The 19,754-nt window shown below is 72.7% G+C and carries 15 protein-coding genes; 2 read left to right on the forward strand and 13 right to left on the reverse strand.

The window, feature by feature from the left end; all coding sequences use genetic code 11:
• On the forward strand, positions 1 to 648 hold a 648-nt coding region (locus tag ACVCAG_RS28265), incomplete at its 5' end, for an RNA-guided endonuclease InsQ/TnpB family protein (protein WP_447190571.1).
• Between the two features lie 331 nt (positions 649 to 979).
• Positions 980 to 2,269, forward strand: coding sequence for an ABC transporter ATP-binding protein (locus tag ACVCAG_RS28270; RefSeq protein ID WP_362845700.1), 1,290 nt, complete (start codon positions 980 to 982; stop codon positions 2,267 to 2,269).
• Positions 2,270 to 2,359: 90 nt separating this feature from the next.
• Here ACVCAG_RS28270 and ACVCAG_RS28275 read toward each other — a convergent pair whose 3' ends face one another.
• The 13 genes from ACVCAG_RS28275 to ACVCAG_RS28335 form a co-directional block, all read right to left on the reverse strand.
• On the reverse strand, positions 2,360 to 3,088 hold the full coding sequence (locus ACVCAG_RS28275) for a hypothetical protein (RefSeq protein WP_440086467.1): 729 nt from the start codon (positions 3,086 to 3,088) through the stop codon (positions 2,360 to 2,362).
• Positions 3,089 to 3,320: 232 nt separating this feature from the next.
• The gene (locus ACVCAG_RS28280; protein WP_440086469.1) at positions 3,321 to 3,959 is read right to left on the reverse strand and encodes an amino acid-binding protein; all 639 of its coding nucleotides are present in this window, start codon (positions 3,957 to 3,959) and stop codon (positions 3,321 to 3,323) included.
• 94 nt (positions 3,960 to 4,053) lie between these two features.
• The gene (locus tag ACVCAG_RS28285) at positions 4,054 to 5,331 is read right to left on the reverse strand and encodes a right-handed parallel beta-helix repeat-containing protein (protein WP_440086470.1); all 1,278 of its coding nucleotides are present in this window, start codon (positions 5,329 to 5,331) and stop codon (positions 4,054 to 4,056) included.
• A gap of 172 nt (positions 5,332 to 5,503) precedes the next feature.
• Positions 5,504 to 6,535, reverse strand: a complete 1,032-nt coding sequence (locus tag ACVCAG_RS28290; protein ID WP_447190572.1) for a methyltransferase — start codon at positions 6,533 to 6,535, stop codon at positions 5,504 to 5,506.
• A 98-nt stretch (positions 6,536 to 6,633) separates the two neighbouring features.
• Positions 6,634 to 7,950, reverse strand: coding sequence for an MFS transporter (locus tag ACVCAG_RS28295; protein WP_440086472.1), 1,317 nt, complete (start codon positions 7,948 to 7,950; stop codon positions 6,634 to 6,636).
• Positions 7,947 to 12,542 carry a non-ribosomal peptide synthetase gene (locus tag ACVCAG_RS28300; protein WP_447190573.1) on the reverse strand — a complete coding sequence of 1,532 codons (4,596 nt, stop codon included), beginning with the start codon at positions 12,540 to 12,542 and terminating at the stop codon, positions 7,947 to 7,949. The genes ACVCAG_RS28295 and ACVCAG_RS28300 overlap by 4 nt, the downstream gene beginning before the upstream one ends.
• The gene (locus ACVCAG_RS28305; RefSeq protein ID WP_440086474.1) at positions 12,539 to 13,213 is read right to left on the reverse strand and encodes a DUF6875 domain-containing protein; all 675 of its coding nucleotides are present in this window, start codon (positions 13,211 to 13,213) and stop codon (positions 12,539 to 12,541) included. The genes ACVCAG_RS28300 and ACVCAG_RS28305 overlap by 4 nt, the downstream gene beginning before the upstream one ends.
• Positions 13,210 to 14,670, reverse strand: a complete 1,461-nt coding sequence (locus ACVCAG_RS28310; RefSeq protein WP_447190574.1) for an FAD-dependent oxidoreductase — start codon at positions 14,668 to 14,670, stop codon at positions 13,210 to 13,212. The genes ACVCAG_RS28305 and ACVCAG_RS28310 overlap by 4 nt, the downstream gene beginning before the upstream one ends.
• Complete coding sequence (locus tag ACVCAG_RS28315) at positions 14,667 to 14,789, reverse strand: hypothetical protein (RefSeq protein ID WP_440086476.1); 123 nt, start codon at positions 14,787 to 14,789, stop codon at positions 14,667 to 14,669. Before ACVCAG_RS28315 ends, ACVCAG_RS28310 begins: the two co-directional genes overlap by 4 nt.
• A 329-nt stretch (positions 14,790 to 15,118) precedes the next feature.
• Positions 15,119 to 16,189, reverse strand: a complete 1,071-nt coding sequence (locus tag ACVCAG_RS28320) for a LacI family DNA-binding transcriptional regulator (protein ID WP_447190575.1) — start codon at positions 16,187 to 16,189, stop codon at positions 15,119 to 15,121.
• A complete protein-coding gene (locus ACVCAG_RS28325; RefSeq protein ID WP_447190576.1) occupies positions 16,179 to 17,795 on the reverse strand; it encodes a glycoside hydrolase family 13 protein in 1,617 nt (538 codons plus the stop codon). Before ACVCAG_RS28325 ends, ACVCAG_RS28320 begins: the two co-directional genes overlap by 11 nt.
• A gap of 50 nt (positions 17,796 to 17,845) precedes the next feature.
• Positions 17,846 to 18,748, reverse strand: a complete 903-nt coding sequence (locus ACVCAG_RS28330; protein WP_447190577.1) for a sugar ABC transporter permease — start codon at positions 18,746 to 18,748, stop codon at positions 17,846 to 17,848.
• Positions 18,745 to 19,734, reverse strand: a complete 990-nt coding sequence (locus ACVCAG_RS28335) for an ABC transporter permease subunit (RefSeq protein WP_440086480.1) — start codon at positions 19,732 to 19,734, stop codon at positions 18,745 to 18,747. The genes ACVCAG_RS28330 and ACVCAG_RS28335 overlap by 4 nt, the downstream gene beginning before the upstream one ends.
• Between the last annotated feature and the right edge of the window lie 20 nt (positions 19,735 to 19,754).

Here is a 19,754-nt window from a genome sequence, read left to right on the forward strand (position 1 = left end):
GCCGAACCGCTTCCCGCGACCGGCGCGGTCGTCGGCATCGACCTGGGGGTGGCGTCGTTGGTCACCACCTCCGACGGCGACCACCTCGACAACCCGCGCCACCTGGCGGCGTCCGCAGACCGCCTCGCCGCCGCTCAGCGGGACCTGGCACGTAAGAAGCGGGGCTCTGCGCGGCGCCGCAAGGCCGTGGCCCGGATCGCCGCCCTGCACGGCAAGGTGCGCCGGCAACGCCTCGACGGCGCGCACAAGGCGGCTCTGCACCTGGTTCGCGACTACGACGTCATCGCCCACGAGGACCTGCGGATCGCCAACATGACCCGATCGGCGTCCGGCACGGTGGAGACACCCGGCCGGAACGTCGCGCAAAAGTCCGGCCTGAACCGCAGCCTCCTGGACGCGGGTTGGGGGGTGTTCCTGCGAATCCTCGCGGACAAGGCTGAAAGCGCCGGTCGAGAGCTGATCGCAGTGAACCCCCGAAACACCTCCCGCACGTGCGCCGCCTGCGGCCACGTCGCGAAGGAGAACCGCCTCACCCAAGCCGGGTTCCACTGTCAGCGGTGCGCTCATACGGCGCACGCCGACGTGAACGCGGCGATCAACATCCTCAGGGCAGGGCTTGCCCTTCGCGACGTCGCGCAAGCGGCCTAGCGAGAAGCCGCTCCCTTCAGGGAGCGGAGGAGTCACCAAGCAGTCACCCCACCATGCGGCTGAACCGGGCGCGAACCGATCGGCGTCCGGCGCCCTCTATGAAATTCGTTTCTGCAACTTTTCGCAAACTGTAACATTTCAACCTTCGTGCTGGCGCTCCGGTAAAGGCTTGGTGTCACGACCGACCGTCACGCCCGGGAACGGAGAAGTAACCATTAGATGAGCGATTTCTAACGACATCTATGGACACACGGGCAAGTGTCGCGATGTACTACCTCATCAATCACACAGCTGGGATCCGGGCGGGGGCGTCCGGGAGGAACGAGCGCGCATGAGTACCGTCGTCCTCGACAACGTGAGCAAGGTATACCCGGGTGGATACCTCGCGGTCGACCGCATGAGTCTGCGCGCGGAAAACGGGGAGTTTCTCGTTCTGTTAGGCCCTTCCGGCTGCGGCAAATCCACCCTGCTCCGGATGATCGCGGGTCTGGAGGAGGTCACCGAAGGGGACCTGTGGCTGGGCGGCACGCTCGCCAACGAGCTCGCTCCCCGCGACCGCGACGTGGCCATGGTGTTCCAGAACGGGGCGCTCTACCCGCACCGGACGGTACGCGGCAACATCGCCTTCCCCCTGGAGATCGCGAAGGCCGACCCCGCGATGGTCAGGGAGCGCGTGACGGAGCTGTCCAAGGCGTTGCACATCGACGAGACCCTGGAACGGCGCCCTGGAACGCTCTCCGGCGGCCAGCGCCAGCGCGTGGCGATGGGCCGCGCGATCGTCCGCCAGCCCTCGCTCTTCCTGATGGACGAGCCGCTCTCCAACCTGGACGCGGGCATGCGCACCGAGCTGCGGATGGAGATCTCGTCGCTGGTCCGCTCCCTCGGGGTGACCACGATCTACGTGACGCACGACCAGGTCGAGGCCCTCACGCTGGCCGACCGGATCGCCATCATGAACCGCGGCGTCCTGCAGGACGTCGGCACTCCCGGCCAGGTCTACAACGACCCCGCGACCGCCTTCACCGCGGCCTTCCTCAGCTCCCAGCAGATCAACCTGCTCGCGGCCACCGTACGGACCCCGCAGAACCAGTTCATCCTGCTGGACTTCGGCCCGCACCAGATCATGATCCCCTGGACCGATCCCAGGGCGTACGTCATCTCCCAGCATGTGGGCCACCAGATCATCGTCGGCCTGCGCCCGGACTGCCTGGCCCCGGTCCCCGACAGCTTCGAGGGCCCGACCTTCCTCGGCCGCGTCCGCGCCCTGGAGTACCACGGCCACGAGTGGCTCGCCTACGTCGAGAGCGGGCTGACCTCCGTGGCCGTGCCCGAGCCCCCCGACCCCCGGCACAAGGCCAACGGCCTGGGCGTCCCCCTCGTCGGCGGGCGGATCCGCTCGGTCCTGCGGCGGCTGATGCCCGGTGGCGTGTTCGACGAGGACGCCGAGCCGCAGCAGCAGCAGGAGCACGTCAGCGGCCACCACCGCCGGGCCGACCTCATCGTCCGCCTGGGCTCCCGCCCGGTCTGGCGGTCCGGAGAGCCCGCCAGGGTCGGTGTCGACGTCACCCGCCTGATGCTCTTCACCATGGACGGCGCCCGCATCGACCCGCCGCAGCGCTGACGCGGCGCCGCCCCGGAGCCGCCCACGGCGGCGGGGCGGTGCGGCGCCGGTCGTACGGGGCCCCCTCGCCTGCCGCGGGAGATGAGGCGGTCAGACCGGCCTGATCGTCTCGCCGATCCGGTCGAACAGCTCCTGCTTGCCCCCGGTGTCGGTGCTGAGCGTGACGATGCAGGTCCGGTCCTCGACCGGTACGTAGTACTGGGTGCCCCGGACGTTGACGCCGTTGGTCTCGAACGAGTAGACGAGCCGCGCCACCTCCCTGGAGCCGATCCGCACCTTCCCCGTCTCGATGACCTTGGCGTTGAGCTGTTCCAGCTGGGATCTGGTCTCCCTGAGCAGCTGTTCCGTCGGGATCTGCCGGCCGGCCTGGCAGAAGGCGTTGAGGTTGGTGGGGAAGCCGTTCCTGGAGGTCTTCGCCGAGTCGGTGTCCGACGCCCAGATGCCGTTGTTGTCGACCAGGGTCTGCAGGCTCTTCTTCGCCTGTTCCAGCGTGGGACCCGACAGGCCGCTTCTCTTCAGCCCCTTGTCGAGATCGTCCTTGGTCAGGTCGAGCGCCACCCATTCCTTCGGGACCGCGACGGTGACGCCGTTGGCGGGTCCCCCGATCCGTTTGAACCCCTCCGGCACGGGTGCGGCGCTCCCCGGGGAACCGGTACCGGGGGTGGCGCTCTGCCGGGGGCCGGGACTTCGCTCGAGGTCGGAGTCTCGCACCGGGACCGCGGAGGCGGCGTCCGTGACGGCCGGGCTCCCCCCGCAGGCCGTGGCGGCTCCCAGGCACAGCCCCAGCAGGATCATCGTCACGTGGTGGCGCTCAGGCATCAGGCTGCCCTCCTCGCGGACCCGCGGGGGCCCGGTACCGATACGACCAGCGGCGTCTATCGGGGGGAGATCTGATGCGGGTGTGCGCGACGGCCACCGTCCCGCCGGGCGGACCCGGCCGCCCACGGTGGACGGGGCCGGGCACGACGGACAAAGGCGCGGTCACCGCAGGTGGCGCCGAGCCACTCCTAGCCTTCCTACCCCATAACCGACATATCGGAAACGCGGGGACTTAAGAGGATCGACTCATGATGGAGACGATCTCCAGGACACGGATGGCACGGTCCAGCTCCGCGCGGTGGAAGGGCGGGCCGTCGGCCCTGGCCAGGACCAGGTGCCGGCTCGTGTCCGGCACCGGGAGGCTCATCAGCTGGTGCCGCCCGGAACCGAGGACGGCGGGGCGCAGCGTGGCGAGGTCGGCCGCCTTGACGCCGACGAGGCCACCCGTCTCGTCGAGGGCCACCGGAGCCTGCCAGCTGCGATGGACGAGATCTTCGCTCTCCGGCGACAGGATCACCGCCCACTCGGCGCTCACCAGGTCGGGCATGGCGTCCACGAGGGTGGCGAAGGCCCTGCCGGGATCGGCGGCGACGTGCTTCAGCAGGTCGTAGTCGGGCGCGGTACCGGGTATCTCGCGGGTGGGCCAGACGCCCTCGACGCGCATCCCGGGAACGCCGGAGAGGCGGTCCCTGACCGTCTCCGCGTCCACGGTGCCGGGCCAGGAGACGGTGAAGTCGTCCACCGCCCGGCCGAGCTCGCGTTCCAGGACCGTCACCTGGAGGATGTCCGCACCCAGCGTGCCGAGTACCCGGGCCGCCTGGCCCAGTGCGCCCGGCCTGTCCGGGAAGGAGACACGTAGCCGCAACATCATGCCGATCACCTCGCTCTGCGCACCAGACTGTCCTAGCCAGGTTTCACGAAGGTTCCGGGGAGATGTCCAGAATAAGACCCAAAACGGGTAAAAGTCAGGACTGATAGGCCCCGGCGGCGGGGGTCGCGGACAGCGTGGCACCGGAGAGGTCGCGGGCCAGGCCCGCCCCGCCGTACCAGGTGGGGCCGAGCTTGACGCCGCGGCCGAGCGCCGGGGAGCCGGGGAGCAGGCGCAGGTCCGTCCGGCTCCTGAAGCGGGGGTCGGCCATGATCGACCGGGGGCCGAGCTTGAACTTGCGGGAGCGGCCCTTGTAGACGCCGGCGTCCTCGTCGGCCCCCTTGCCGTCCTCGAAGCCCACCTCGCCGCCGACCACGATGATGTTGTTGCGCAGCTTCAGGATCGCCGGGGAGCAGCCGTCGTGGCAGGCCCAGCCGAGGGTCTTACGGGCGGGCAGGTAGACCGAGTTGTGCACCGCGACGGTGCCCTTCACCGGCCCGACCACGTGGCCGGCGCCCCGGGTGACGAGGAAGGAGCCCCTGCGCGAGGAGGTGACCACGTTGTGGGCGAAGATGTTGCCCCCGGCGGTCTTGCCCTTCTGCGCGCCGAGCTCGACGAAGGTCTCGTTGTTCCTGGCGATGTTGTGGGTGATCCGGTTGCGGTCACCGTTGAACACCTCCACCGCGGCGCCGTCGGTGCCGTAGTCCTTGCTGCTCGCGTAGCTGCCGGTGATCACGTTTCCGGTGACGAGGTTGTCGTCGCCGTTGAGCAGCACGCCGAACGCGCCGGAGTCGTCGTCGCCGCCCTCGTCGTTGACGCTCATGCGGTTGTTGTCGCTCAGAAAGCTGTTCTTGACGACGTTGCGCGCGCCGACGAAGTGGACCCCGGTGATGTTGCGGTCGGCGATGACGCGGTCGAGCTCGTTGCGGCTGCCGCCGACCTCGAAGCCGGCCCACCGGCAGTTGCTCGCCCGCACCCCCACGACCCGCACGTAGGAGCCCGAGATCACCACGCAGGCCGCGTCCCTGCCGCTGATCCTCGGGGCCGCGCCCTCGCCGTACGGCTCGACCGAGATGGGGCCGGCGGCGGTGCCCCGGCCGGACAGCGTCAGCGCGCCCGGCCAGCTGCCGCCGCGCTTGAGGCGCACGGTGTCGCCGGGGCCCAGGGTGGCGGCGTTGACGTTGTCCAGGCTGCGCCAGGCCGCCGCGGCCGAGGTCCCGGCGGCGGAGTCGTCTCCGGACCTGGAGTCGACGTAGTAGACGGTGCCCGCCGCGGCCGCAGCCGTGGCCGCGGTGGCTCCGGGCACGGCGACGAGCATGTTTCCCGCCATGAGAGCCCCCGCCACGGGAGCGGCCCACAGCCTCGTCGATTTCATTCTGGTACGCTCCATCGCCGTCACCGCCAGTACGTCAGCGCAGATCTTCGCACACCTGGGGTTCACTCAGCGATCCGAGCGCAGGACGCACAGCCGGTCGTTACCTCCGCTTCACTCCGGCGGGCCGGGAGGGCCGCTTCACTCGGGCGGGCCCGGTCGCCGTCCGTGCGGCTCACGCCCTGGTGGCGATGATCAGAAGGTGGGCCGGGGAGCGCGTCAGGACGTACTCCTGCGGTCCGTGACAACCGGCCTCGGCGAGCCATCGGGTGATCGTCTCCGGGGAGTACAGCCGCCCGCCCTGGGTGTGGTGCAGGTTGAGCTCGAAGAGCGGGGTGAAGGCCCGCGCCGCCGTGTCGCCCGGATGGCCGGGATCCCGGTCGAGGACCAGCACGACCCCGCCGGGCCGAAGCGTGCGCGCCGCGGCCCGCAGCAGGGCCGAGGCCTGCTCCTCGCCGAAGCCGTGCAGCAGGTTGAACAGCAGCACGGCGTCCTGGTCCCGGTACGGAAGATCGCCCAGGATGTCCCCGGCGAGGAGGGTGACGCGGTCGGCCATCCCCGCCGAGGCCACCGCCGGACGGCCCGCCTCGATCCCCGAGGGCAGGTCGACGACGGTGGCGCGCAGGTCCGGCCGGTCGCGGCAGTAGGCGATGCTGTAGCGGGCGTGCCCGCCGCCCAGGTCGAGCAGCCGGGAGGCGCCGCCCGGCAGGGGGGCGACGGCGGCGATCTCCTCCGCCAGCCACCCCGCCTGGTCCTGGAGCAGCCGCTGGAAGCGGGCCAGCACCTCGGGGCGCCCGGCCAGCCAGGCGTAGAAGTCGGCGCCGCGCCTGCCGGAGCGCACCGACTCCTCCAGCCCGCCCCAGAGCCCGGCCAGGACCTCCTGCCAGAACAGCAGCGTGTTGCCGTACCCGCCGAGCAGCGGGCGGGACACGGCGGTGAGCGCGTACCCGCCGGCCTCGGAGCTCACGTACCCGGTCGCGGCGAGCGCGCCGAGCAGGACGCGCAGGCCGTCCCGGTCGGCGCCGAGCCCGGCGGCCAGTTCGGTCAGCTCTCTGGGCCCGTCCGCCAGGGCCTCGAACAGGCCGAGCCGGAGCCCGGCCGCGGCGGCGTGCGCCGACATGGCGCCGATCACGTCGAGATGCGGACCGGGCGCCTCTCCGCTCTCCAGGTAGCGGCGGGCTTCCTCGGGTGTCAGGTGCAGCGGCATCGGACCTCGTTCGTAAGGGTCGCGGTTCGTATGGGCGGGGTGCGTGAGGGTCGCGGTTCCGAAGGTTTCTCGCGGGGACGCGGTCCCGGGGGCGGGGGTCAGGAGACCGGGGCGGGCGCGGTGTCCGTTCTGGGCGCGTCGGGGATCTCGCGCTCCAGGCGGCGGAGCCGGGGAAGGACGAAGGTCGTGACCGCGAGGACGACGAGCAGCAGCCCGTCGACCAGGAAGATCAGGGCGGTGCCCCTGCCGGGGCCCGTCCCGATCAGTTCCCCGACGCTCCCGGCGAGCGCGCCGCCCGGCATCAGCAGGGGGCCGGTCAGATGCTCGGCGGCGGGCGCGGCGCTCAGGTAGGCGATGGGCATCGCGCACTGGGACAGGGTGCGCGCCGTGGCGAGCACCCTGCCGAGCGCCCCCGCCTCCGTCTTGAGCTGCAGGACCGTCATCACGCAGCCGTTGACCACCGGCAGGACGAACAGGAACGCGGGGGCGACCACCGCGATGAGCACCACCGAGGGCGACAGGCCGTGCGCCGCCAGGGCGAGCCCGCCCGCCGCCATGAAGAGGCTCATCCCGGTGATCCTGCGGCGCGGCCCTCCCCACAGGCCCATGACCAGGCTTCCCGCGAACAGCCCCGCCCCACCGGCGAACACCAGCACCCCGAGCGTGGCGGGCCCGGTGAACGACAGGATGAGCGGGCGGATCAGCACCCCCGCGACGGCGAACACGAGGTTGAACGCGGCGAAGACCGCCAGCAGGGGGAACAGCCCGTGGGAACGCAGGTGCCGCAGCCCGAAGAGCAGGTCGGTGCCCAGCGACGGCGGGCTCGCGACGGTCTCGGGCCGGGTGACCGACCTGGGCAGCCTGGTCGCCAGGACCACGACCGTCGCGACGGCGAACGACAGGAGGTCCAGCAGGAGCACCCCGCGCAGTCCCACCACCTCCAGCAGCGTCCCCGCCGCCACCGGGGCCGCGATCTGCAGCCCCCAGGTGGCCTGCATCAGCCCGTTGGCCCGGCCCAGGTGGCGTTCGGGGACCAGCAGCGGCGTCATCGCCTGGTAGACGGTGAGGTGGAAGGTCCCGCAGATCGCGCCGACCGCGGTGGCGACGTAGACGTGCCACACGGCCAGGCTCTGCGCCTGGACGATCAGCAGCAGCGCGGCCGTCGACAGCGCCGCCCCGCAGTCGCTCAGCACGAGCACCCGCTTCCTGTCGAAGCGGTCGACGACCACCCCGGAGAAGGGGGTGATGAGGATGCCGGGCAGCGTGGCGCAGAGCATGGTGAGGGCGAACTGGGTCTCGGATCCGGACTCCTGGTAGACCCAGACGCTGAGCACGAAGCCGGTGAGGCTGGAGCCGATCACCGACACCAGCTCGGCGGACCAGATGCCGGCGAACCTGAGCGCGTCGGCTCTCAACGGAGCCCTCCTTCCGCGGACGTCCCGGTGGACGTCCCGGTTTCGGCGGACGTCCCGATGGACGTCCCGGCGGGTTTCTCGGTGGAGGCCTCGGTGGAGGCCTCGGTGGAGGCCTCGGAGGGCGTCCGGGGAGACGTTCCGGAAAGGAGTCCGGGGCACGTTTCGAGGAACGCGAGATAGCGACCGATCAGGGCGGCGCCGGGCGGCGGGCAGGTGAACGAGGTGTCGAACCTCGGTCCGCGCGGTCCCGGCGGCTTCTCGCCCAGATCGGCGGCGAACGGTCCCATGGCGACCGGCTCGCCCGTGGCGGAGCGCCGCAGGATCTCCGCCCGCCAGCGCTCCCAGGGGACGAGCCCGACGTCGTACCCGTGGTCGAGCAGGGCCGCCGCCATCTGCCGGTAGGTGATCCCCTCGGCGTCGAAGTAGTGGAAGTCGCGCCCCGCCGACGCCGGGTCCAGCAGCCTCGCGGCGATGGCGGCGGCGAGGTGGTCGACGGGGACGACGTCCTCGGTGACCGGGATGTCGGGCACCATGCGGAGCTGGACGAACGTGGCGAGCAGCCGGTTGAGGTAGTCCGCGGGATCGCCCCTGCCGGTGAGGCTGTGGCCGCCGACCCGCGCGGGCCGGTGGACCGTCACGGGCAGGCCGTGCTCGCGGGCCCGCCGCGCCACCGCGTCGGCGACCCACCTGGTCTGGTAGTACGGGGAGTCCAATCCGGCGGGGTCGTCCGGGGCCTCGTCCTCGGTGATCGGGCGGTCCTCGCCCGCCCGGCCCAGGTACACGCCGAGGGTGGAGACGGCGTGCAGCGGGGTCGGCCGCAGGTGCGCGGCCAGCCGGACCATCTCCACGGTCCCGCCGACGTTCACGGGGCCGAGCATCCGGTACGGCTGGACGAAGTTGACGATCCGCCCGGTGTGGCAGATCAGGTCGCTCCCCTCCGCCACGGCGTCGTGGACGCCGGGCTCCAGCCCCAGCCGGGGCGCCGTCAGGTCCCCGGCCAGACCGGTGACCCTCTCCCGGTAACCGGGTCTCCAGAGGCCGTGCCGGGTCAGGACGTCACGGACCCGGCCGGCGGCGGCGTGCCCGTCCCCCGCCCTGACCAGGCACACCACCTCGGGAACGCCCCGGTCGAGCAACTCGGCCAGCAGGTGCGCCCCGAGAAGGCCCGTCGCCCCCGTCAGCAGCACCCGCTCGGGCCACCCCGCCGCCCCGCCCGGCGCGGAGCCGGCCGGGCGGAGGACGCCGCGCGCGTTCCCCGGTACGCCGGACACGGGACCGGGCGCCTCGCCCCCGTCCCCCGGTACGCCGCGCGCCGGGGCGAGGGCGTCGCGCACATCGCCGGGCAGCACGGCCAGCGCCCTCAGGTCGTCGTCGCCGAGGGCCGGTTCCGGCGTGGCCGCGGAGGCCGCGAACTCCGCCAGGTCGGCCGTCTCGAAGAGACCGCCGAGGGAGAGCTCGGCCCCGGTCTCCCCGCGGGCCTCGCCGAGCACCCTGGCGGCCAGCAGCGAGGAGCCGCCGAGGGCGAAGAAGTTGTCGTGGCGTCCCACCCGGGGAAGGTCGAGCACCCGGGCCCACACCCCGGCCAGCGCCGTCTCCAGCGGGCCGCGCGGCGGGACGTATCCGGGCGCGTCCCGCGAGGCGTCCGGGAGCCGCCCGGTGTCGACCTTCCCGTGCGGTGTGCGCGGGATCTCGTCGAGCGGTACGAGCACGGCGGGCACCATGTGCCGGGGCAGCCGCTCGCGCAGGAAGCCCCGAAGCTCCTCGGGGTCGGTGGTGCGCGGCGCCACGTAGCCGACGAGCCGGTCTCCCTCGGGGGAGGCCACGACGGCCGCGTCCCGCACCCCCGGGTGCGCCGCGACGGCGGACTCGATCTCGGCGGGCTCGATCCGGTAGCCGTTGACCTTCAGCTGCCGGTCGACCCGCCCGAGGAACTCCAGCGTCCCGTCGGGCAGGTATCTGGCCAGGTCCCCGGTCCGGTACATGCGGGCCCCCTCGCGCCCGGCGTGGGGGTCGTGGACGAACCGCGCCTCGGTCTCCTCCGGCCGGGCGACGTAGCCCCGGGCCAGGCAGTCACCTCCCAGGTGGAGCTCGCCCGGCGTGCCGGTGGGCGCCAGGCCGCCCCTGCGGTCGAGGACGTACGCGCGGACGTGCGGCAGGGGGCGCCCGATCGGCAGGTGTTCCCGCCCGGCCGCCTCGGCGCCGTCGCGGGTGCGGTGCACCGTGGCGCACACGGTCGCCTCGGTCGGGCCGTAGTGGTTGAACAGCTCGACCCGGCCGCCGGTGGCGGCGGCCCAGGCGCGGACCGCCCAGAGCGGCACCCGCTCCCCCCCGACCATCATCGTGGTGACCGGCCAGCCGTCGGGCACCGCTCCGGGCGCCAGTCCGGCCGCCCACCCGCGCCACAGGGAGGCCGCGGTGTCGACCGCGGTCACGCCGTGCCGCGCGCAGAAGCGCACCAGTTCCGGCCCGTCGAGCAGGGCGGGGTCGGGATGCAGCACGACGGCGGCCCCCGAGCACAGGGCGGGGAACACGTCCCCCACCGAGGCGTCGAAGGTCAGCGGCGGCAGCATCAGCACCCGCCCGCCGGGCCCGAACCCATGGATGTCGCGGAACGACCCGGTCAGCCGGGCGAGGGTCCCGTGGGTCACCATCACCCCCTTGGGCCGCCCGGTGGACCCCGACGTGTAGATCACGTACGCGAGGTCCTCCGGTCCCGCGGGCGGCACCTCACCGAGGTCCCCGAGGCCCCCGGGGTCCCCGGCCTCCTCCGCGGCCCCGGCGGTGAGAACCGCGCCGGGGTAGCCCGCGAGCGCGTCCCGGTGCTCGTCGGAGGTGACGGCGGCGACCGCCCCGGCCTCCAGGAGTATCCCGGCGATCCTGTCCGGCGGGTCGGCCGGGTTGAGCGGCAGGTAGGCGGCCCCCGCCCTCAGCGCGGCGAGCAGGGCGACGACGGCGTCCTCGCCGTTCGGCAGGACGACGGCGACGACGGACTCGCGCCGGGCCCCCGCCTCCCTCAGCCGCGCCGCCAGCCGCGCCGAGCGGCGTTCCAGCTCGCCGTAGCCGATCGTCCCCGCCTCCGAGACCAGCGCGGGAGCGGCGGGGGTCTCGGCCGCCCACCGGGCGATGAGCTCGTGGACCGCCGTGAAGTCCTCGGCGGGCCGGGGATCGCGGGGCTCCGGACCGCCGTCGGGCGTGCCCCCGTCCAGGGGCCGCGCGCCCCCCGGGAAACCGCCGTACGAGGCGTCGGGCGTACCGGCGTGGACCTCGTCGTGGAGCGGGATCTGCCAGACCCGCAGGTCCGGCGTGGCGGTGAAGGCGGACAGGAAGACGACGACGTGGCGCAGGAACCGGTCGACGGTGACCTCGTCGTAGAGGTCGGCGGAGTAGTCGGCGTGCAGCTCGATCCCTCTCTCGCTCACGCTCACGACGAGGGTGAGGTCGAAGCGGGCGCCGGGCGAGGACTCGTCGAGTTCCCAGGTCTCCGTGGTGAGGTTCGCCGCCCGCTCGGTGGACCGGCCTCCCTCCCCCATGACGAGCAGCGTCTGGAAGACGGGGTTCCTGCGCAGGTCCCGGGGGGCTCCGGCCAGTTCGGCGATCTCCTCGAACGGCGTCGCCTGGTGGCCGAGCCCTCTGATGACCGAGCCGCGCACGGCCCGCAGGAGCTCGGCCAGGGTGGGGTCGGCCCGCAGGTCCGTCCGCACCGGGATGAGGTTGATGTAGCAGCCGACCGAGCCCTCCAGCTCGATCAGGTGCCGGTTGACCAGGGCGGTCCCGACGACCACGTCCTCCTCGTCGGAGTGCCTGGCCAGGGTGGCGGTCATCGCCGACATCGCGATGACGAACAGGGTGCAGCGCCGCGCCTTGACGAGGGCGTACAGGTCCGCCACCAGGGTGTCGGGCAGCCGCAGGGAGCGGCGGGCCCCGCCCCGTACGGGTTCGCGAGGCCGGGCCCGGTCCTGCGGGAGGGTGGTGACGGCGGGCGCGCCGGACAGGTGCTCGCGCCAGTGGGCCAGCCCCGCCTCGTGCCCCTCCGCCCCCTGCCCGGCGAGCCAGGCGGCGTAGTCGGGGAACTGGGCGGAGACCGGCCCCGGCGGCTCCTCGCCGTCGACCAGGACCCGGTAGCAGGCCCAGAGGTCCTCCTCCAGGATCCCGAGCGAGGGCGCGTCGCACATGATGTGGTGCAGGCACCAGCCCAGGACGTGCTCCCCTGCCGCGAGCCTGATCAGCACGGCCCGGTGCAGCGGGGCTCCGTCGAGGGTGAACCTGCGCGAGAGCACGTCCCTGACGATGTCGCGCGCCCGCTCCTCGTCGGGCGCGTCCACCACCCGCAGTTCCGGCCCGCTCTCCCGTACCACCTGGGCGGGTCCCTCGGCTCCCTCGACGATGACCAGGCGCAGCGCCTCGTGCCGGTCCACGACGGCGGTGAAGGCCGCGCGCAGCGCCTCCGTGTCGAGCGGCCCGACGAGGCGCTGGAAGGTCCAGCAGACGTAGGACGCCCCGCCGGACCCGACCCGGTCGAGGAACCACAGGCGTGCCTGGGCGGGGGTGAGCGGGACGGGCGCGGCGGGGTCGCGGCGCGCGGGCGGTATCACTCGGTCCCCTCCATGACGGCCTCCATGACGATCTCTCGCAGATGGGCGGGCACCCTGCCGTCGAACCGGGTCAGGTACGCGCGCCGGTGGGCCGGGTCCCCCCACAGGAAGGGGAGGTCCGTGGCGACCATGTGGCGGATCGCGAGCAGCGGCACGGGACCGGCCAGGGGGCGCAGCGACGGGTTCCACAGCCCCGGCTTGTCGGGCGGCCCGTCGTGGAACTCCCCGATCATCAGGCCCTCCTCGACGAAGGCGGCCTTCAGCGCGTTCTGCGCGCCGTCGACGAACTCCAGGCGGTCGCGGAGGCAGGGCAGGAGCAGCAGGATCGTGGTGAACACGGCCTCGGGCCCGTCCAGCGGCGCGAGCCGGACGAACCAGGCCCGGTAGGGCTCCACCGCGGCGACGACGTCCTCGACGGTCTCGACGGCGCGGGGTCCCGCCTCGGGCACCGCGAGGTAGAACCTGTTCCGGCTCAGCGAGCCCTGGGCGTACGGGCAGACCGGGCCGTTGCGGCCCAGGTCGGGGTGCGGGCGGCACAGGTAGGTCCCGGCCCAGTCCACGACGGCCCGCAGCGCGTCCCGGTGGGCGAGGACCTCGGGCGGCGGGGACGGGGCGTCGAGGTCGGCGACCTCGATCAGGCGGAGCGACGGGTCGTCGGGGTGCGTGATCATGGGGCCGTCCTCCGTGGTGAGGAGCCGATCCGTACGGCCGCGAGGGCTGCTCCCGCGGCCAGCCCGGCGGCCAGCCCTGCGCCCGACCAGCGCAGCACGCGGTCCTGCCGGTGGGCCCGGCGCAACGCCTCGCCGTAGGGCATGTCGGTGTGCGAGACCATGGTGTAGAGCGGCCGCCACAGGGCGGGGAAGGCGCGGTTCAGCGCGAGGTCGGCCTGCCTGCGGGCCAGCCGCAGCGGTGACCGGGTGCCGTCGCGCAGGTCGGCGAAGTTCCGCTCCGACAGGTCGGCCAGGATGTCGGTGTGCGGTTTGCGCAGCCGTTGGTACTCCTCGAACGCGGCCGCGCGGTCGCCGGGGTGCCGGGCGAGGCAGCCGTCGAGCACCAGGCAGTCCTCCAGGGCCGAGTTCATGCCCTGGCCGTAGAACGGGTAGACCGCGTGGGCGGCGTCGCCCGCCAGGACAACCCGGTCCGCGTGCCGCCAGCGCGAGGTGCGGATGGTCACCAGGTTCCCGACCGGGTTGGCGGCGTACTGCGCGGCCAGGTCGGGCACGAGGTCCACCACGCCGGGGAACGTCCGCCGGAAGAAGCGGGTGACGTCCCGCTCCCCGGCGAGTTCGGCGAAGCCTGGGGTGCCGGAGTGCGGCAGGAAGAGCGTCGCGGTGAGCGAGCCGTCCACGTTGGGGTGGGCGACGATCAGGGCGTTCTCACCGGGCCAGACGTGCAGCGCCTCCAGCGGGATGCGGGAGCCGCCGCCGGGGGCGGCGGGGATCGTGAGTTCCTTGTACCCCCATTCGAGGAACTCCTGGCGGTAGTCGGCGGCGAGCCCTCGCTGCATGGCGGTGCGTACGGCGGAGAACGCTCCGTCCGCGCCGACCACGAAGTCCGCGCGGGCCTCGCGCGTCTCCCCGGTGGTCACGTCGGCCAGGGTCAGCTCCCCGCTCTCGCGGTCGACTCCCGCGCAGCGGACGCCGAAGAGGTGCCTCACCCCCTCGTGCGCGGCGGCGCTCTCGACGAGGAGGGTGGTCAGCTCGTCCCTGCGGACCGAGTAGAGGATCTCCCCCGGGTCGGTGCCGTACGCCTGGAAGGCCGCGGGCCTGCCCGGACGGTGGATCATCCGTCCCCGCATGGGCACGAGCCTGTCCCCGAGAGCGTTCCACAGGCCGACGTGCCGCAGGGCGCGGATGCCGCGGGCCGACAGGCCCAGGTTGATCGAGCGTCCCTCTCCGTCGCCCTTGCCGTCGCGCGGGTCGGGGCGCATGTCGTAGACGTCGACCGGGTGGCCGCGGCGGGCGAGGAGGACGGCGAGCAGCGATCCCGCCGGGCCCGCCCCGACGACCGCGGCCCGCGCGGCCCGGTCCCCGGGGGTGGGGCGGGGCTCGGTGGCGGGGTGGGGTTCGGGGCGGCGCGAGCCGCCGGGTAAGTCGGATAAATCAGATAAGTGGGAAACGTCCGTCACGGCGTCTCCTCCGGCTCCACGCCGCGCCACGAGGGCGTGCCCGCGCGGTCGCGGATCGGGACGGTGGACCGGGAAGGATCGGCGGTCATGGCGATCCGGGCGGTATCGTGCACACTCAAACCGGCCTCCTGGGGCGGGCGCGCGAGATCGACGGGTCGAACGAGGGTGAGGTCCCGGGCCGCGGGCGACCCGGATCAAAACGTGCCGAGCGGAAGAACCGGCGGCTCTGACGGCCTTCGCGATGTTCGAGGGGGCCGGCGGCTCTGACGGCCTTCGCACTGCCCGGGAGGACCGGCGGCTACGGTCTTCGCGGTGTTCCGGGGGACCGGCGGCTGCGGCGGTCCTCTCGGTGTGAGGATCTCGGAGTATAGAGATCGACGGGCACACCGGGGAAGCCCGCGACGGTGGCGGAAACGGATCGCCGTGAAACGTACACGGGCGGGGACGTTCAGCGAACGATCTTGGGGCCGGAGCCCGTCGAGCCCCGCACGATGAGTTCCGGCTGGAAGATGAGCTCGGAGTGCTGGCCGGGCGCCCCGGCGACGGCCTCCAGGAGGGTGTGCACGGCGGCGGTGACCATCGGCTGCACGGGCTGGCGCACGGTGGTCAGCGGCGGGTCGGTGAACGCGATCAGCGGCGAGTCGTCGAACCCCACCACCGACACCTCCCCCGGCACCGACAGTCCCCGGTCGCGGCAGGCCCGGATCGCGCCCAGCGCCATCAGATCCGAGGCGCACACGATGCCCGTGCAGCCGCGCTCCAGCAGCTGCGCCGCCGCGACCTGGCCGCCCTCCACCGAGAACAGCGAGTGCGAGATCAGCCCGTCGACGTCCGTGACGCCGAGCAGCTGGGACATGGCCTGCCGGTAGCCCTCGATCTTCCTGATCACCGGCACGAACCGGCCGGGGCCGACGGCCAGGCCGATGCGCTCGTGCCCGAGGTCGGCCAGGTGCTGCACGGCCAGCCGCGCCGCGGCCCGGTCGTCCGGGGAGATGAACGGGGCGGGCACGTCGGCGGCGTGCCCGTTGAGCAGGACGATCGGCACGCCCTGCCCGATCAGCTGGGTGTAGCGGTCCGAGCGCGCGGTGATGTCCGCGTGCAGCCCGGAGACGAAGATGATGCCGCTCACCCCGCGCTCCACGAGGATCTCGGTGAACTCGTCCTCGACCGCCCCGCCGGGCAGCTGGGTGCAGAGCACCGGGGTGTAGCCGTGCTGGGTCAGCGTCTTCTCGAAGGCCTGGGCGAAGGCCGGGAAGATCGGGTTGTCCAGCTCCGGGGTGACCAGGCCGACCAGCCCGTTGCTGCGCTGGCGCAGCCGCTGCGGGCGCTCGTAGCCCATCAGGTCCAGCGCCGTCAGCACCGCCTGCCGGGTCGACCGCGACACGCCCGGCTTGCCGTTGAGCACCCGGCTGACCGTGGCCTCGCTCACCCCGGCCTGGGCGGCGATGTCGGTCAGCCTGGCGGTGCCGGTGCCGGTGCCGCCGGCACCGGCACCGAGCTGCCCGGTGCTATGCGGCATCGGGTTCCCACCAGACGGCGGAGTCGGGGGCGAGCCGCACCGTGCCGCCCGCGACGGCCGTCTCCGCGCTGGCCAGCAGGATCCGCCCGGGGGCGGGCAGCTCCACGGGCTCGCCGGTGAGGTTGACCGTGCAGGCGAACCCGTCGCCCCTGGCGAAGGCCAGGGTGCCCTGCGGGGAGTCGAGCCAGGTCAGCGGGGCGTCGTCGAAGGAGCGGCGCTCGCGCCTGATCCGCAGCGCCTCCCGGTAGAGGTTCAGCGTGGAGACCGGGTCGCCGAGCTGGGACGCGACGCTGAGCGGCCCCCAGGAGGGCGGCATGGGCAGCCAGGTCTCCTCGGCGCCGGGCAGGCTGAAGCCGAAGTGCGGCTCGCCGTCGGCCCACGGGAGGGGCACCCGGCAGCCGTCGCGGCCGTGGTCGGGGTTGCGCAGGCGCTGCGGGTCGCGCTGGAACTCCTCCGGCAGGTCGAGGACCTCGGGCAGCCCCAGCTCCTCCCCCTGGTAGATGTAGGCCGAGCCGGGCAGGGAGAGCGTCAGCAGGGCGGCGGCGCGGGAGCGGCGCAGGCCGACCTCGCCGCCGCCGTACCGGGTGAGATGACGCTTGACGTCGTGGTTGGACAGCACCCAGGTGGAGGGTGCGCCGACCGTCCCGGCCGTCGTCAGCGACTCCTGGATGACCGCGCGGAACGTGGCGGCCTCCCAGGGGGCGACGAGGAAGTGGAAGTTGAACGCCTGGTGCATCTCGTCGGGGCGGATGTAGTTGGCCAGCCGCTGCGAGGAGGGCGCCCACGCCTCGGCGACGCCGATCCGCTCCCCGGGATAGGAGTCGAGCAGCTTGCGCCAGGCGCGGTGGATCTCGTGCACGCCGTCCTGGTCGAAGAACGGCACCACCTCGGTGCCGATCATCCCGACCTGGTCGGCGTGGCCGACGTCGGGCAGGCCGTCCGCCTTGACCATGCCGTGGGCGACGTCGACGCGGAAGCCGTCCACCCCCATGTCGAGCCAGAACCGCAGGATCGACTCGAACTCCGCGTGGACCTCGGGGTTCTCCCAGTTCAGGTCGGGCTGCTGGGGGGCGAACAGGTGCAGGTACCACTCGCCGTCGGGCAGCCGGGTCCACGCGGGCCCGCCGAAGACCGACTCCCAGTCGTTGGGCGGCAGCTCCCCCTCGGCTCCGCGGCCCCGGCGGAAGATGTAGCGCTCCCGCGCGGGGTCTCCGGAGGGCGCCGCCAGGGCCTCCAGGAACCAGGCGTGCCGGTCGGAGGTGTGGTTGGGCACCACGTCCACGATGACCCGCAGGCCGTGCCGGTGCGCCTCGTCGATCAGCGCCCCGGCGTCGGCCAGCGACCCGAAGATCGGGTCCACGTCCCGGTAGTCGGCCACGTCGTAGCCGAAGTCGGCCATCGGCGAGGTGAAGAACGGGGTGAGCCAGACCGCGTCGACCCCGAGGTCCGCGAGGTACGGGAGCCTGCCGCGCACGCCGAGCAGGTCGCCCACGCCGTCGCCGTTGCCGTCGGCGAAGCTGCGCACGTAGACCTGGTAGATCACCGCGTCGCGCCACCATCGGGTGGCGGTCCCGGCACCCCGGTCCGCCCGGACAAGCTCGGTCATATTAAATCCCCCGATCAGATGACATATCAGGACGTTCTAGCACGGTGGTGTTACGACTTCGTGGCACCGGCGGTGAGCCCGGTGACCAGATGCCGCTGGACGAGCAGGAAGACGACCGCCGCCGGAACCGCGATCAGCACCGCCGCGGCGGTGAGCAGGCCCCAGTCCGACCAGTGCTGGCCGACGAACTGCTGAAGCCCGATGCCGAGCGTGCGCTTCTCCTCCTGCGACATGAACACGGTGGCGTAGGCCACCTCGCCCCAGGCGGTCATGAACGAGTAGAACGCGGTGACCGCCAGGCTCGGCCTGGCCAGCGGCAGGACGACCCGCCAGAACGCGCCGAACGGCGTCAGGCCGTCGACCAGTCCCGCCTGGTCGATCTCGCGCGGGATGGAGTCGAAGTAGCTCTTCATCATCCACGCGCAGAACGGCACCGCCACCGTCATGTAGGCGATGACCAGCCCGGGGATCTGGTTGAGCAGCCCGAGGCCCGCCATCAGGTTGTAGAGGGGGACGATCAGGATCGCCACCGGGAACATCTGGGTGACGAGCAGCATCCACATCACCCCGCGGTAGCCGGGGAAGCGGAAGCGGCTGATGGCGTACCCGGTCGTGGAGGCCAGGAAGACGCCGATGACCGTGGTCAGCCCGGCGACGATCACCGAGTTGAGCAGCCAGGTCGGGAACCGCGTCTCGGTCAGCACCCGGACGTAGTTGTCCAGCGAGGGCTGGTTGAAGATCTCCAGCTCGCTGGAGAGCCAGCCGTCGCGCGGCTTGAGCGAGGTCAGGACCAGCCAGACGATCGGGAACAGCGAGGTGACGACCGCGGCGAGCAGGGTCGCGTGCAGCAGGATCGACTTCCCCACGGCGCGTTCCCCGCGCCCCCGGGCGCGCCCGGTCCCGGCCCTGGCCGTGGTGGCCGCGGTGGCCGCGGTGGTGGTGGCGGTGCTCACCAGACCTCCCCTTGCTTGCGCAGCGAGCGCCGGTAGACCACGGCCAGCACGACGAGGAGCAGGAGAATGATCACTCCCCATGCCGCGGAGTTGGAGTAGTTGCGGACGCCGGTGAAGGCCTCGCGGAAGGCGTAGGTGACCAGGATCTCGGTGGAGCTGCCCGGTCCTCCCCCGCTGATCAGATAGATCACCGGGAACATGTTGAACGTCCAGATCGTGCCCAGCAGGACAACCGTGCTCGACACGGTACGCAAGCCGGGAATCGTAATGAAGCGGAAGCGCTGCCACGGCGTGGCGCCGTCGACCTCGGCCGCCTCGTACAGCTCACCGGGGATCGACTGGAGCCCGCCCAGCACGGCGACCATCATGAACGGCACGCCCATCCAGACGTTGACCGCGATGACCGCGATCTTCGCCGTGGTCGGGTCGTCGAGCCAGCCGACCGCGCCCAGGCCGGCGGCCCGCAGCATCGCGTTGATCACGCCGAAGTCGCTGTTGTAGAGGTAGCGCCAGATGAACGCCGAGACGAAGCCGGGGATCGCCCACGGCAGGATGAGCAGCAGCCGGTAGGCCGAGCGGAACCTGACCTTGCGGTTGAGCAGCATGGCCAGGCCGAGGCCCAGGCCGTAGTGGAACGCCACGCAGGCGACGGTCCACACGACCGTCCAGGTCAGCTTCTCCCAGAACAGTCCGCTGGTCAGGATCGCGACGTAGTTGTCGAACCAGGTGAACTCGTAGGTCGAGGGGATGACGTTGACGCCGATCGTCCGGCCGATGTTGGCCTCGGTGGCGTCGGTCAGCGACAGGTAGACGCCCCTGGCCAGCGGCCAGCCGACCAGCAGGCCGGTGACCAGGATCACCGGGGCGACCATGGCCCAGGCGTACCAGTGCCTGCCCAGCGCCCGCCGGAACGGGCCGCCCGGCGGGCGGCCCCGGCCGCGGGCGCCGTCGGCACCCGCGGCCCGGCCCCTGGCCGTGCTGTTCACACGCCCAGTCGAGAGCGCCA

The sequence above is a fragment of the Streptosporangium sp. G12 genome (genome assembly GCF_052983175.1).

Excerpts from the sequence above, each read along its gene's own strand:
- ACVCAG_RS28270 (WP_362845700.1), top strand. The coding sequence starts at position 980 with ATGAGTACCGTCGTCCTCGACAACGTGAGCAAGGTATACCCGGGTGGA.
- ACVCAG_RS28275 (WP_440086467.1), bottom strand. The coding sequence starts at position 3,088 with ATGCCTGAGCGCCACCACGTGACGATGATCCTGCTGGGGCTGTGCCTG.
- ACVCAG_RS28280 (WP_440086469.1), bottom strand. The coding sequence starts at position 3,959 with ATGATGTTGCGGCTACGTGTCTCCTTCCCGGACAGGCCGGGCGCACTG.
- ACVCAG_RS28285 (WP_440086470.1), bottom strand. The coding sequence starts at position 5,331 with ATGAAATCGACGAGGCTGTGGGCCGCTCCCGTGGCGGGGGCTCTCATG.
- ACVCAG_RS28290 (WP_447190572.1), bottom strand. The coding sequence starts at position 6,535 with ATGCCGCTGCACCTGACACCCGAGGAAGCCCGCCGCTACCTGGAGAGC.
- ACVCAG_RS28305 (WP_440086474.1), bottom strand. The coding sequence starts at position 13,213 with ATGATCACGCACCCCGACGACCCGTCGCTCCGCCTGATCGAGGTCGCC.
- ACVCAG_RS28320 (WP_447190575.1), bottom strand. The coding sequence starts at position 16,189 with ATGCCGCATAGCACCGGGCAGCTCGGTGCCGGTGCCGGCGGCACCGGC.
- ACVCAG_RS28325 (WP_447190576.1), bottom strand. The coding sequence starts at position 17,795 with ATGACCGAGCTTGTCCGGGCGGACCGGGGTGCCGGGACCGCCACCCGA.